At 64.3% G+C, this 13,624-nt stretch carries 13 protein-coding genes; 2 read left to right on the forward strand and 11 right to left on the reverse strand.

Annotated elements, in window-relative coordinates; all coding sequences use genetic code 11:
• Positions 1-5: 5 nt before the first annotated feature.
• Positions 6-1,313 (forward strand): glutamate-1-semialdehyde 2,1-aminomutase, encoded by a 1,308-nt coding sequence (hemL, locus tag GEV01_RS17705; protein WP_152806757.1) that lies wholly within the window; start codon positions 6-8, stop codon positions 1,311-1,313.
• On the opposite strand, the gene GEV01_RS17710 is transcribed toward hemL, so the two are convergent.
• Together GEV01_RS17710 and GEV01_RS17715 are read right to left on the reverse strand one after the other, a co-directional pair.
• Complete coding sequence (locus GEV01_RS17710) at positions 1,310-2,620, reverse strand: ABC transporter ATP-binding protein (RefSeq protein ID WP_152806758.1); 1,311 nt, start codon at positions 2,618-2,620, stop codon at positions 1,310-1,312. The genes hemL and GEV01_RS17710 overlap by 4 nt on opposite strands.
• Positions 2,621-2,629: 9 nt before the next feature.
• Entirely contained in the window at positions 2,630-4,360 is a 1,731-nt protein-coding gene (locus GEV01_RS17715; RefSeq protein WP_152806759.1) for an ABC transporter permease, read from the reverse strand.
• 171 nt (positions 4,361-4,531) lie between these two features.
• On the opposite strand from GEV01_RS17715, the gene GEV01_RS17720 reads away from it, so the two are divergent.
• Positions 4,532-5,035 carry a hypothetical protein gene (locus GEV01_RS17720; protein ID WP_152806760.1) on the forward strand — a complete coding sequence of 168 codons (504 nt, stop codon included), beginning with the start codon at positions 4,532-4,534 and terminating at the stop codon, positions 5,033-5,035.
• A 3-nt stretch (positions 5,036-5,038) separates the two neighbouring features.
• Here GEV01_RS17720 and corA read toward each other — a convergent pair whose 3' ends face one another.
• The 9 genes from corA to mpl form a co-directional block, all read right to left on the reverse strand.
• Positions 5,039-6,004 (reverse strand): magnesium/cobalt transporter CorA, encoded by a 966-nt coding sequence (gene corA, locus GEV01_RS17725; RefSeq protein ID WP_152806761.1) that lies wholly within the window; start codon positions 6,002-6,004, stop codon positions 5,039-5,041.
• An 81-nt stretch (positions 6,005-6,085) separates the two neighbouring features.
• A complete protein-coding gene (locus tag GEV01_RS17730; protein ID WP_152806762.1) occupies positions 6,086-6,493 on the reverse strand; it encodes a DUF4124 domain-containing protein in 408 nt (135 codons plus the stop codon).
• A 9-nt stretch (positions 6,494-6,502) separates the two neighbouring features.
• Positions 6,503-7,210: a monofunctional biosynthetic peptidoglycan transglycosylase gene (mtgA, locus tag GEV01_RS17735; RefSeq protein ID WP_152806763.1), complete on the reverse strand. Its 708-nt coding sequence runs from the start codon at positions 7,208-7,210 to the stop codon at positions 6,503-6,505.
• A complete protein-coding gene (aroE, locus tag GEV01_RS17740) occupies positions 7,207-8,025 on the reverse strand; it encodes a shikimate dehydrogenase (protein WP_152806764.1) in 819 nt (272 codons plus the stop codon). The genes mtgA and aroE overlap by 4 nt, the downstream gene beginning before the upstream one ends.
• On the reverse strand, positions 8,025-8,858 hold the full coding sequence (locus GEV01_RS17745) for an energy transducer TonB family protein (protein ID WP_152807084.1): 834 nt from the start codon (positions 8,856-8,858) through the stop codon (positions 8,025-8,027). Before GEV01_RS17745 ends, aroE begins: the two co-directional genes overlap by 1 nt.
• Before the next feature lie 117 nt (positions 8,859-8,975).
• Positions 8,976-11,003 carry a ribonuclease catalytic domain-containing protein gene (locus GEV01_RS17750; RefSeq protein ID WP_152806765.1) on the reverse strand — a complete coding sequence of 676 codons (2,028 nt, stop codon included), beginning with the start codon at positions 11,001-11,003 and terminating at the stop codon, positions 8,976-8,978.
• 2 nt (positions 11,004-11,005) lie between these two features.
• A complete protein-coding gene (locus GEV01_RS17755) occupies positions 11,006-11,611 on the reverse strand; it encodes a chorismate--pyruvate lyase family protein (protein ID WP_328595542.1) in 606 nt (201 codons plus the stop codon).
• A complete protein-coding gene (locus GEV01_RS17760) occupies positions 11,608-12,186 on the reverse strand; it encodes a YqiA/YcfP family alpha/beta fold hydrolase (protein ID WP_152806766.1) in 579 nt (192 codons plus the stop codon). Before GEV01_RS17760 ends, GEV01_RS17755 begins: the two co-directional genes overlap by 4 nt.
• Positions 12,183-13,550 (reverse strand): UDP-N-acetylmuramate:L-alanyl-gamma-D-glutamyl-meso-diaminopimelate ligase, encoded by a 1,368-nt coding sequence (gene mpl, locus GEV01_RS17765; protein ID WP_152806768.1) that lies wholly within the window; start codon positions 13,548-13,550, stop codon positions 12,183-12,185. Before mpl ends, GEV01_RS17760 begins: the two co-directional genes overlap by 4 nt.
• Between the last annotated feature and the right edge of the window lie 74 nt (positions 13,551-13,624).

Genomic DNA, 13,624 nt, shown 5'->3' on the forward strand with positions numbered 1-13,624 from the left:
CCATCATGACTACGACTTCCAGGAACCAGGTTTCAAAAAACGACGAGTTGTTCGAACGCGCCCAGAAAACCACGCCCGGCGGCGTCAACTCGCCGGTGCGCGCTTTCCGCTCGGTGGGCGGCACGCCGCGCTTCATCACCCGCGCCGAAGGCCCGTACTTCTGGGACGCGGACGACAAGCGCTACATCGACTATATCGGTTCCTGGGGTCCGGCGATCGTCGGCCACGCGCATCCGGTGGTGGTCAAGGCGGTGCAGGAAGCGGCCGCGCGCGGCCTGTCGTTCGGCGCGCCGACCGAGGGCGAGATCCTGATGGCCGAGGAAATCTGCCGCCTGGTGCCATCGATCGAGCAGGTGCGCCTGGTTTCGTCGGGCACCGAGGCGACCATGAGCGCGCTGCGCCTGGCACGCGGCGCCACGGGCCGCGACAAGATCATCAAGTTCGAAGGCTGCTACCACGGCCACGCCGATTCGCTGCTGGTCAAGGCGGGCAGCGGCCTGCTCACCTTCGGCAATCCGACGTCGGCCGGCGTGCCTGAGGACTTCGTCAAGCACACGCTGGTGCTGGACTATAACAACGTGGCCCAGCTGGAGCAGGCGTTCGCGGAATTCGGCGACGAAATCGCCTGCGTGATCGTCGAGCCGGTGGCCGGCAATATGAACCTGATCAAGGCTTCTGAAGCCTTCCTGCAGGCGATGCGTGCGCTGTGCACCAAGCATGGTTCGGTGCTGATCTTCGACGAAGTGATGTGCGGCTTCCGCGTGGCGCTGGGCGGCGCGCAGGAACTGTACGGCATCAAGCCGGACCTGACGGCGCTGGGCAAGGTGATCGGCGGCGGCCTGCCGGTGGCGGCCTTCGGCGGCAGCGCCGAGTTGATGAGCAAGATGGCGCCGCTGGGCGCCGTCTACCAGGCGGGTACGTTGTCGGGCAATCCGGTGGCGGTGGCGGCGGGCATGACGACGCTGAAGATCATCCAGCAGCCGGGCTTCTACCAGCAATTGAGCGCGACGGCTGCGCGTCTGGCGGCCGGTTTGACCAAGGCGGCCAAGGATGCGGGCATCGTGTTCTGCGCGGATGCGGTGGGCGGCATGTTCGGCCTGTACTTCAGCGAGACGCCGCCGAACAACTACGCCGAGATGATGGCGGGCGACCGCGCGCGCTTCAACGTGTTCTTCCACGCGATGCTGGATGAAGGCGTGTACTTCGCGCCGGCCGCGTTCGAGGCGGGCTTCGTCTCGGCGCAGCACAGCGATGCGGTGATCGACGAAACCATCGCCGCCGCCGCCCGCGTGTTCAAGAAGCTGGCAGCTTAAGTCTCGTCTTCCTCGTCCTCTTCGGACAGCTGGATCACGCCGGTGTTGAAGTTGTATTCGAACAGGTCGCCGTAGCGGCCCCACTCGATGGCCACGCGCAGTGCGCGCTCGGCCTCTTCTTCACTGAGCGTGAAGCGCAGCAGCTTGAGGAACAGATCCTCCGGCAGGTCGCCTGACTTGTCCTGCTGCAGACCATGGCAGATGTAGGCGATCAGCGGCACATGCTCCAGCAGCTGCTTGCCGAAGATCTCCTGGCGCTCGGTGTTGGTCGCCGCAGCGTACCGGCCGCCCAGGTCCGTCAGCAGGATGTCGCCGTTGGTCAGGTAGGCAAAACCCAGCAGGATCAAGCCATTCAGCACTTCCAGCAGCTCGGCGTCGGTCAGCTCCGTCTCTTCCGCCAGCTGCGGCAGGTCGGCGCGGCCGGAGAACGGTTCCTCGCCCAGCAATTCCAGAATACCTTCCATGTGCGCGATGTCGGCCTGCGGCAGGCGGTCGCCCAGCTGCAGCTTGACTTCCTTCTCGCTGATCAGGCCACGGCGGCCGGCGCCGGCGGTCATCAGCTCATACACCTTGTCGATCAGCTGGCGCACTTCCGGCCCCTCGGCCTTGCGCGGTTGCGGCAGCGATATCGGCAGCTCGGCGCGCACGCGGCCTGGGTCGCTGGCGAAAATCAGCACGCGGTCGGCCATCATCACCGCTTCCTCGATATTGTGCGACACCACCAGGATCGCCTTGGTCGGGATCTGGCCGGACTGCCACAGCTCCAGGATCTCTTCGCGCAGGCGCTCGCCGGTCAGCACGTCCAGCGCGGAAAACGCCTCGTCCATCAGCAGCACTTCCGGCTCCATCACCAGTGCGCGGGCGATGCCGACGCGCTGGCGCATGCCGCCCGACAGCTCGCGCGGCAGCGCGCCTTCGAAGCCCGACAGGCCAATCAGATCGATCACCTTTTCGGCGCGGCGCGCGCGTTCATCCGCCGGCATACCCTGCGCCTCCAGCCCCAGCTCGACATTCTTCTGCACCGTCAGCCAAGGGAACAGCGCGAACGACTGGAACACCATGCGGATGCCTCGCGCCGTGCCGTACAGCGGCATGCCGCGATACAGCACCTGGCCTGCATCGGCCTGGATCAGGCCCGCCATGATGCGCAGCATGGTCGACTTGCCGGAGCCGGACTGGCCCAGCAGCGCGACGATCTCGCCTTCGTTCAGCGTGAAGTCCACGCCTTCCAGCACCGAGCGCGCGGAGCCGTCGGCTGCGCGGAAGTGTTTGCCGACCGATTTCAGTTCGACGATAGGAGTGCTCATAATTCGATCCTAGAAATGCAGCCGGCTCTCGGCCATGGTGTACAGGCGGCGCCAGACGAAGTGGTTGAAGCCCATGACGAAGATGCACATGATGCCGATGCCCAGCGCGATGCGCGGGAAGTCGCCGGCGGTGGTCATCTCCTGGATGTAGCTGCCGATGCCGTGGGCCCTCAACGAGGTCGGCCCCCAGCTGACGCATTCGGCCACGATGCTGGCGTTCCACGAGCCGCCGGTGGCGGTGATGGCGCCGGTGACGAAGCTGGGGAAAATCGCCGGCAGCAGGTAGCGGCGCCATTTGAGCCAGCCGGTCAGGCCGAAGTTCTTGGCGGCGTGACGCAGCTCGGTCGGTATCGTCGAGGCGCCGGCGATCACGTTAAACAGCAGATACCACTGGGTGCCGAGGATCATCAGCGGCGACAGCCAGATGTCCGGGTTCAGGTGGTAGCGCACGATCAGCACCACCGCCACCGGGAACACCAGGTTGCTCGGGAAGGCGGCCAGGAACTGCGCCACCGCCTGCGTGCGCGAGGCCCATCGCGGGCTCATGCCGATCCACACGCCGACCGGCACCCACACCAGCGCAGCCAGCACCAGCAACACGATCACGCGCGCCAGCGTGTACAAGCCTAGCACGAACACATGTCCTACTTCGGTCCACCCCACTTCGGTGCTGATGAAGTGGCCCAGGCTCCACAAGGCGTAGAACACCACGGCGGCGATCACCGCATCCCACACGCGCTGCGGCACCATCGACGGCTGGTCGCGGCGGGCGCGGATCGAGGTGCCGTCGTGGCCGAGGCGGAACAGCGCGATGGAGCGCGACAGCATGGCGCCGAACCATTCGACCATGGCCTGTGTGCGCTCGGTGCGGCGCAGCCAGGTGAGCAGCCACGATTGCTGGGCGGTGTCGCTGCCGGTTTCCTCGAAGCGGAACTTGTCGGCCCAGGCCAGCAAAGGGCGGAAGAACAGTTGGTCGTACATCAGCACCGCCACCAGCATGGCGCCGATGGCCCAGCCGATGGCGCCCATGTCGCTGTTGGCGATGGCCAGCGCGATGTAGGAACCGATGCCGGGCAGCTTGATGTCCTGGCCGGAGACCGAAATCGCTTCCGACGCCACCACGAAGAACCAGCCGCCGGACATCGACATCATCATGTTCCACAGCAGGCCGGGCATGGCGAACGGCAGTTCCAGGCGCCAGAAGCGCTGCCAGCCCGACAGCTGGAACACGCTGGCCGCCTCCGACAGTTCGGCCGGCACGGAACGGAAGCCCTGGTAGGCGGAAAACGCCATGTTCCAGGCTTGCGAGGTGAAGATGGCGAAGATGGCGGCGCACTCCACGCCCAGCAGGTTGCCGGGGAAGAGCGCGATGAAGGCCGTCACGGTGATCGACAGGAAGCCCAGGATGGGGATGGACTGCAGGATGTCGAGCAGCGGCACCAGCACTTTTTCGGCCAGGCGGTATTTGGTGGTGAGGGCGGCGAACACGCAGCTGAAGATCACCGACGCACCCATCGCGATGAACATGCGCAGCGTGGTGCGCAGCAGGTAGTAAGGCAGGTAGCTCGGCTCCAGCGACAGCGGCAAGGCCTGGCCCAGTTCATACGGGCGGGCCATTTGCTGGCTGCCGTAGGCCATCAGGACGAACAGTGCCAATACGATGGGCAGCAGGGCCCAGTCCCAGCGGTTGCCGCCGGCTTCGACCACCTGACGGGGGAAAAATTGCCGTTTCTTGATCATGTGTGTGCTTTCTTCGGCCAAGATACCCGATGCGAATGACCGGAGAGTGACGCAGGCCGCCATTCTAAAGGATATCGTAAGTCAAATTTATTACAGTCGTGAAAGTTGGTGACTATTTGCGGCCCTTGTAGCGGGCATAATTCAGTGACTATCGAATTAATATTGCGGGTTATGAAACTGATCGCCGAAAAACGGTCCAAAACGGACAAATACGATGTGCTGCGCTTCGTGCGCAACAATGGCAGCTGTACCGACACGGTGATGCCGCGCCAGGGTATTTTGCCGCACGATCTGCTGCATTACGTGGTGGAGTCGGCTTTGCCGCTGCGGCACGGCTTCCTCAGCCTGCTGGCGCGCGGCGCCGACGCGCAGTTCGTCATGGAGGCGGTGCACGACGCGGCCAACAAGGATGTGGCGACCGAGGCGGTGCAGGCGGAAGCGATCGTCGAGGGTTTGCAGGCGCAGTTGTGGTCGGGCACGTTCGACGAGGAAGCCTTCCTTGCCGGCGCCGCCTCGGCCTGCACGGCGCGCGACAAGCAGCCGTTCGACTTCAGCAAGGTCGGCATCGACATCAAGGCGGCCCTGTACGACCGCGCACTGTCGCTGAACGAAAAATGGAATACCGCGCCCTACTTCAGCACGCTGTCACTGGAATTCAGCCCGCAGCTGGTGTAAAGCTTACTTCAACCACCCACGGCGGCGGAAGTACCAGAACGGGGCGATGGCGCTGGTGATCATCAGGACGATGGCGAACGGGTAGCCCAATTGCCACTCCAGCTCCGGCAGCCACTTGAAGTTCATGCCGTAGATCGAGGCGATCAGGGTCGGCGGCAGGAAGGCTACGCTGGCCACCGAGAAGATCTTGATGATCTTGTTCTGGTTGATGTTGATGAAGCCGACCGTGGCGTCCATCAGGAAGTTGATCTTGTCGAACAGGAAGGACGTGTGGCCGTCCAGCGATTCGATGTCGCGCAGAATCTGGCGCGCTTCCTCGAACTGCTCCGAATTCAGCAAACGCCCGCGCATCAAGAAGCTGACCGCGCGCCGCGTATCCATCATGTTGCGGCGGATGCGGCCGTTCAAGTCTTCCTCGTGGGCGATGGCGTTCAGCGCGGCGGCCGCGTCCTGGTCGGTGAACTCTTCCTGCAGCACCCGGCCGCTGACTTCTTCCAGGTTCTGGTAAATGCCTTCGAGCGCGTCGGCCGAATACTCGGCGTCGGTCGCGTACAGGTCCAGCAGCACGTCCATGTAGTCGGCGATCGAACCGGGCCGCGAGCGGGCGCGCATGCGCACCAGGCGGAACACCGGCAGGTCGTCGGTGTGCACCGAGAACAGCATCTTGCGCGCCAGGATGAAGGCCACCGTGACGATGCGCGACGGGCCGTCCTCTTCTTCCAGCAAAAAGTCGGTGCGCAGGTGCAGGTCGCCGTTTTCCGCTTCGTAGTAGCGGGCCGACGCTTCGATGTCCTTGACCTCGTCCTCGCCCGGCAAGGTGACGCCGTAGATGGCTTTGACCCATGCGCGTTCGTCGTCCGTCGGGTCGGTCAGGTCGACCCAGACCGGCTCGACCTGTTCCAGATCGCCGCGACTGTCGATGGGCACTTGGTTGAGCCGGCCATTCTGGAGAACGAAAACATTAATCATGGGTACGCGAGCCTTCTGGAAACAGCGCAAGTGTACCCGCAAAGCCCCTGCCGAGGCCAGCCTGCCATGCGGTTTTTCAGCCTAGCGGGTCGCTTTTTCTATCCTTTTGTCGGTGGCCGACTGCGGGGCGGCGTCGGCCGGGTCCGGCTTGGGCACTTTGGGCGCTTCGATGCCGCGCGTATCGATGGCCTTGACCACCTTGCCGTCCGGGCAGGCGACGTCCGACAGCACGGTTTTGCCGTCGATGACGCACTTGCGCAGCACGCCGGCCGGCGCCGCCGGCACGGCCGCGGCCGCCGCCGAAGCCGAATCCGATGAAGCAGCCGCAGCACTCGCCGGCGCCGGCTTGCCGGTCAGCTTGGACAGCCCTTCGGCAAAGAAGTTGCGCTCATGGCGGGCCGACATCAAAAAAGCCATCGCCACCGCCGCCAGCGAAGCCATGATGATGGCCACCTGTATCAATCCGAGTCCACGCTGCTTGCTTAACATCGCTGCCTCCTAGGGTAATTCAGCCGATCCCATGCGGCGCAAGATCACGCCGGTGCGCCGCGCCAGATAGCCCGAGTCGCGGTGCTTGTCGAAAAAACGCGGATTGGGCAGCATCACCGCCAGCTTGGCCGCCTGGGCCGCGCCCAGGTTGGCCGCGCTGATGCCATAGTAATGCCGCGCCGCCGCCTCGGCGCCGAAAGTGCCGGTGCCGAACTCCACCACGTTCAGGTAGATCTCGAAGATGCGTTCCTTGTCCATCAAGGTTTCCAGCATATAGGTGATGACCAGTTCCTGCCCCTTGCGCACATAGCTGCGCGAGCCGGACAGGAACAAATTCTTGGCCAGCTGCTGGGTGATGGTCGAGCCGCCCGACACCACCTTGTGTTTCTTGTTGTTCTTCTCGTAGGCCTTTTGCAGCGCCTCCCAGTCGACGCCCTCGTGCTCGGAGAAGTTGGCGTCCTCGGAGGCGATGATGGCGCGCTTGAGGTTGTTCGAGATGCGGCTGTACGGCACCCACATCTGCTGGATATTGGCGTTGGGATTCTTCTCGCGCAGCGCCGACTGCTGCTCGCGCATGAAGCTGGTCATCGACGGGTTATGGTCGACCCACCACCAGATCTGCAGGAAGAAATACAGCTGCACGGCCACGACCAGCAGCAGCGGCACGATGAAGATCCACTTCACCCAGCGCCATTTACCTGACTTGGCCGCGCTCATAGCTGGTCCCGCAGCGATTGCAGCACGCCGGCGGTGGCCGGCTGCACGCCGCGCCACAGGCTGAAGGCTTCGGCGGCCTGCTCGACCAGCATGCCCAGGCCGTCACGCAAGCGTGCGCCGTGCTGGCCGGCGAACTGCAAGAATACCGTGGGGGAAGCTGCGTACATCATGTCGTAGGCAAGCGAACCGGGCGCAAATACCGATGCAGGCACCGGCGGCAATTCGGCGCTCAGGCTGGCAGAGGTGGCGTTGATGACGAGGTCGAACGCGCCGGCTATGTCGGCATAGCCGCAGGCCGACACCACGCCCTCGCCGCCCAGCGCGGCGAACTGTTCCACCAGCGCCTCGGCCGTGGCCACGGTGCGGTTGGCGATGACCAGTTGCGCCGGACGATGTTCCAGTATCGGCAGCACCACGCCGCGCGCCGCGCCGCCCGCACCCAGCAGCAGTACGCGCTTGCCGATGATCTGCACGCCGGCATTGTTGACGATGTCCGCCACCAGCCCGGCGCCGTCGGTGTTGTCGCCGACGATGCCGTCTTCGGTGAAGTGCAAGGTGTTGACGGCGCCGGCCGCGCGCGCGCGGATGGTCAGCGCCTGCGCCACCTTCACCGCATCCAGCTTGAACGGCACGGTGACGTTGGCGCCTTTGCCGCCCTCGGCGATGAAGGCTTGCACGGCGGCGGCGAAACCGTCCACCGGCGCCAGCCGTTTTTCATACGTCAGTGCCTGCCCGGTTTGCGCCGCGAACGCGGCATGTATCTCGGGTGATTTGCTATGGGCAATCGGATTGCCGAATACGCAGTAGCGGTCCATCAACGTCCTCCGCCGCTCAAGTCGGCTTGTAATTTGTCTTCGCGGGTGAATTTGAAAGTCGTGACGATCACCCACAGATCGTCGCGGTCGCTCGACAGCATGTTCGGCGGGAACTTGCCGAACGGCGCGGCGCGGCGCACGATGTGCATCGCCGCCTCATCCAGCGCCGGATTGCCGGAGCTGCGGTCGACCTTGATGCCGCCATCCTTCTCGTAGATCGTGCCGTCCTGGAACACCGGGATCGACAGCACCAGCTGGCCGTACAGCTTGCGGCCATTGGCCTGCGGGAAGTTCAGCGTACCGATGTCTTCGATGCGCTTCTGGATCGATTTATAGTACATCGCGTAGCCCACGCCACGCGTGCTCGGCGTGATGAAGGTTTTCTTCGGACGCTTGTTCTGGTCCTCGATGGTTTCGCTGATCTCGGCGGCGCGGCGGGCGATGGCCTTGCTGGCGTCCAGCAGGTCGGCGCCGGTCGGCAGCGGATCGGGCTTGCTCTTTTCCGTCACCGGCGGCGCGATGACAGGGGTCTGCTTGGCCGCCTGGGTCAGCAGGTTCTTTTGCTGCTCTTCCAGTTCGGCGATGCGGCGCTTGGCGGCCTTGATGCTGTCGCCGGTTTCCATCTTGCGCATGTCCGGCATCGGCGACTTGGAACGGCCCTTGTCGACCGTGCCGCCGCCGTCCAGGTTGGCCTGGGCCAGCGCGTCGGCCTTCAGCGGCGCCTTGCTGTGCTTGGCGTTCACCAGTATCACTTCCAGCCCCGGATCGGTGGGTTTCACCGGCGCCGGCGTGGGCGCGACAAAGTGCACCGCAAGCAAGGCGCCATGCGCCATCAGCGAGATGCCGATGGCGAGGTACAGCAAGCGATTTTCTTTGAAAGACTTCACGCGAGGCCGGGGTAGAAAAGATAGGGCTGATTTTACGTCAAAGCGAACGCGGGGCTGCGGGATTTATTCCGAAGCCGGCTCCTCGGCGGCGGCCTCCACCGCCACTTCCGGCGCATCCACCGCTTCTTCCGGCGCGTCGCCCGTTTCCTCTTCCTCGTAGTCCAGCTCGGCATCGGCGGCCACCGTATCGGTGGTCGGGATTTCCAGGATGCGGGCTTCGATGGTCAGGTCGACCTCGTCCCAGCGCAGGATGTCCAGCTTGACCTGGGCGCCGCGCGCCACTTGCGGCATGCCCGGCAGGCGGATGATCAGCGGAATGTCGACCAGGCGCAGCACCTCGTCCTTCAGCACCACGGCCTCGACCTGGCGCGCCTCCTGCTGGCCCAGCCAGCGCAGGCACCAGTAGCGTTCCATGTTCGATTGGTGGTCGCCGTAGGCGGCGTAGGCGGCGTCGAACTGCGACACGATCGCGAACAGGCCGGCATCCTTGTGCTTGAAGTAAGCCACCAGCGGCGCGGTCACGCCGTGCTCTGCGCAAGCCAGGATCTGCCACTGGTTGACCAGGTCGGTATAACGGCGCAGCGGCGAGGTGCTCCACGCGTACTGGTCCACGCCCAGGCCCTGGTGCGGCGCCGCATGGGTCAGCATGCGCACCTGCATCTTGGCGGCCCAGCCGCCCACGCCCTGGCCCTGGCTGCGGTAAATGCCCGGCACGCCGTGGTCGTGCATCAGCTTGCCCCAGGTGCTGTTGGCGAAGATCATCAGCTCGGCGACGATCTTGTCCAGCGGCGCACCGCGCTTGCGGCGGCTGACGGTGACGACGTCGTCTTCCACGTAGAAGTTGAAGTCGACGCGGTTGTTCTGTTCCGGCTTCAGGCCGAAGCCTTCGCGCTTGACCATGCGCGCCGCTTCCAGGACTTGCGCCCATTGCCAGATCAGGCCCAGCGATTCCTTGTGCGGATACTCGCCCTCGCCGCTGGCCAGGGTTTCCTCGTTGACCAGGTCGTCGAGGTCGTTGTGGCGCAGGTTGTTCGCGATCGGCACCATCTCGGCGCGGGTCTCGGTGGCGATCACCGACCAGTCGGCCGGGTTCAGCGTGGCGTACAGCGACAGCGCCGGGCAAGTCTTGCCTTCGGCCAGCGTGAACGCTTCGACGATGGAATCCGGCAGCATGGTGATCTTATCGCCAGGCATGTAGACGGTGGACATGCGCGCACGCGCCATCTTGTCGACCGCGTCGTCCGGCTTGATGCCCAGGCCCGGCGCGGCGATGTGGATGCCGATCTTGACGTTGCCGTCGTCGAGCTTCGTGACCGAGAAGGCATCGTCGATCTCGGTGGTGGTGACGTCGTCGATCGAGAACGCTTGCACGTTGGCCAGCGGCAGGTCGGTCGGCGGCACCGGCACGGCGACTTCCGGGAAACCGGCGCCGCGCGGGAAATTCTCGAACAGGAACTTGGCCATGTGCAGCGCCTTCGGCGACGCCACGCCGCCGGCCGCCAGCATCAGGCGCTGCGGATTGGTGTGCAGCTCGTTGCAGGCCGCTTCCAGCGCCTTGTATTCGATGGAGTTCTTGTCCGGCTTGAACAGCAGCTGCATGACGATGTTCTGCATCGAGGCCGGCAGCTTGTTGGCCTTCAGCTCTTCGACGTACCCGGCCTGCACCAGCGCCTGCTGTTTCTTCTTCTCGATGCCGGCCTGGGCGGCGCGCAGCGATTGCTCGGGCGCGGCCTTGTAGCGGCCGCGGCCCTTTTTGTAGAAGTAGATCGGCGCCGAGTGCAGGCTCAGGATCAGGCCGGCGGCTTCGGCCGGCAGCGGCGTGTGGCCGAAGTATTCCGCGCCCAGTTCGGCAAAACCGAATTCCTCTTCGCCCGCCACTTCCCACAGGAAGTCGAGGTCGATGTCGGCGGCGACCGCCTTGGCCTGTTCCATCAAATCCGTCGGCGACGGCTTCTCGTACTGCAGCAGCACGTCCTTGATCTTGACCTTGGTGCGCTTGCCGCTGGCCATTTCAACCTGGTAGGCCTCGCCGGCTTGCGACATCATGGTGCCGACCTTGAAATCGCCGGATTCTTCGAAAAATAGATTCATTGCTAGCTTCTGTTCGTTGTTATTAGTTTCAATTCCAGTACGGAAGGCAGAAACACTTCCGTCACCAGCAGGGTACCCTGACGGCGCCTGTATAAACAGCGCCGTGCATATAATATGAGTTCTTGCGGACCGTCCAGCCCTTGCTCCAGTTTGAGCGCCTTGCGCGCGCGCTGCGCCAAAGGATGCCCTTCCCGCAATCTTGCAAATTCCAAAACACCGCGCCGCACCTGCGGGTCGCCGAACAGCGTCGTGCCCAGCGAACGCTCGCCCAGCGCGCTGAACAGGGGCCAGTCGGTGGCCGTGGCCGACATCGGCACCACCGTATGCGCGAACACCGCAGGCGTATTATCACACCGCAGCAGCACTTCCCTCTCCCAGACGCGGCCGGGGCGATGCATGCCGATCGCCGCCGCCTCGTCCGTCAGGCAGCGCGCGGTGGTCTGGTGCAGGCACTGCACGCGGAAGGTATCGCTGTGCGCCTTCAGCTTGGCGGTCAGCGAACCGTCGGCGGTCAGCCACTGGCGGTAGGCCGGCGGCGCGTTCAGGGCCAGCACGTGCGGCTGCCACTGCGTCTGCCGCAGCGAAGCGCCCCTTGTCGAAGCCGTCACTGCTGGGCCTCAATACCGCAAAACTCCAACACAGACTCCACATAGTCGGGGAACTCGGAAATGCCATGGTCGCTGCCTTCGATCACCTGCTGGCGCGCGCCCGCATAGTGCGCCACCATGTCGCGATAGTCCAGCACTTCGTCGCCGGTGGCGGCGATCAGGAAATAGCGCTCCTGGCGCGTGACCGGGTTGACGGCCAGCGCGCGCAGCTCTTCTATATAGCCGCGCTTGAACTCGAAGGGCTCGTCGGAATGGAATTGCGTGGTCACGCCAACGTGCTTGTCCAGATCCTTCAATGGCACGATGGCCGGGTTCAGCAGCACGGCGCGGCAGCCGATGCGCTCGGCCAGCCAGGTGGCGTAGTAGCCGCCCAGCGAGGAGCCGACGATGGTCAGCTCGCCGGCGGGCACGCCGTCTATTAAAGAGAGCGCCAATTCCATCGCCAGCTTCGGCGAGGCCGGCAGCTGCGGGCAGATGAACTGTTCCGACAGGCCCAGCGCCGCCATGCGTTCCGCCATCACGCGCGCCTTCATCGATTTCGGCGACGAACGGAATCCGTGCAGATAGAGAATCATCGCGCCAGCGCTTCCAGGATCTTGTTATGCACGCCGCCGAAGCCGCCGTTGCTCATCACCAGAATCTGGTCGCCCGGCTGCGCGGCCTTGACGATGGCGGCCACCAGCACGTCGATGTCTTCATAGGCGCTGGCGATCTGGCCCAGCGGCGCCAGCGCGTCGCCCAGGCTCCAGCCCAGCGCCTGCTGGCTGCCGTAGCCGAACACCAGGTCGGCCTCGGACAGGCTGCCCGGCAGCGCATCCTTCATCGCGCCCAGCTTCATGGTGTTTGAGCGCGGCTCCAGCACGGCCAGGATGCGGCTTTGTTTGCCGACCTTCTGGCGCAGGCCGCCGACGGTGGTGGCGATGGCGGTCGGGTGGTGGGCGAAATCGTCATAAACAGTAATACCGTTTACCACGCCGCGCACTTCCATGCGGCGCTTGACGTTCTCGAAGCTGGCCAGCGACTTGGCCGCCTGCGCCACCGGCACGCCGACGTGGCGGGCGGCGGCGATCGCGGCCAGCGCATTGGCGCGGTTATGCTTGCCGGTCAGGCTCCATTCCACGTGGCCGGCCGTTTCGCCGCCAAAGATCACGTCGAAGCTGCCGTCATCGTATTCCTTCATCGCCCAATCGGCGCCTTCGCTGCCCCCGAAGCTTTCCTTCTCGCTCCAGCAGCCGCGCTTGAGCACGCGTTGCAGCGCGGCTTCGTCGGCGTTGAACACGACCCGGCCGATGCCGGGCACGGTGCGCACCAGGTGGTGGAATTGGGTTTCGATGGCGCCCAGATCGGGGAAGATGTCGGCGTGATCGTATTCCAGGTTGTTCAGGATCGCGGTCTTGGCATGGTAGTGCACGAACTTGCTGCGCTTGTCGAAGAAGGCGGTGTCGTATTCGTCGGCTTCGATGACGAAGAAGATCGAATCCTTATCGCCCTGCATGCGCGCCGAGACGCCGAAGTTCATCGGCACGCCGCCGATCAGGAAGCCGGGCGCATAGCCGGCGTCTTCCAGTATCCAGGTCAGCATGGCCGAGGTGGTGGTCTTGCCGTGCGTGCCGGCCACGGCCAGCACCCATTTGTCTTTTAATATGTGGTCGCCGATCCACTGCGGACCGGACACGTAAGGCAAGCCGCGGTTCATGATCTCTTCGATCAGCGGATTGCCGCGCGAGACGACGTTGCCGATCACGTAAAGGTCGGGATTGAGCTGCACCTGCTCCGGGCCGAAGCCCTGGATCAGCTCTATGCCCTGGGCTTCCAGCTGGGTGCTCATCGGCGGATAAACATTGGCATCGCAGCCAGTCACGCGGTGGCCCGCTTCTTTTGCCAGGACAGCCAGGCCGCCCATGAAGGTGCCGCAAATACCGAGAATATGAATGTGCATAGTGATCAAGACGACGATTGAATACGGGATTTTACCCGACCCGACGCCCTTTTCCCGGTTCAGAGTATTATCTG

It is taken from the genome of Rugamonas rivuli (assembly GCF_009380165.1).
Lineage (GTDB): Bacteria > Pseudomonadota > Gammaproteobacteria > Burkholderiales > Burkholderiaceae_D > Rugamonas > Rugamonas rivuli.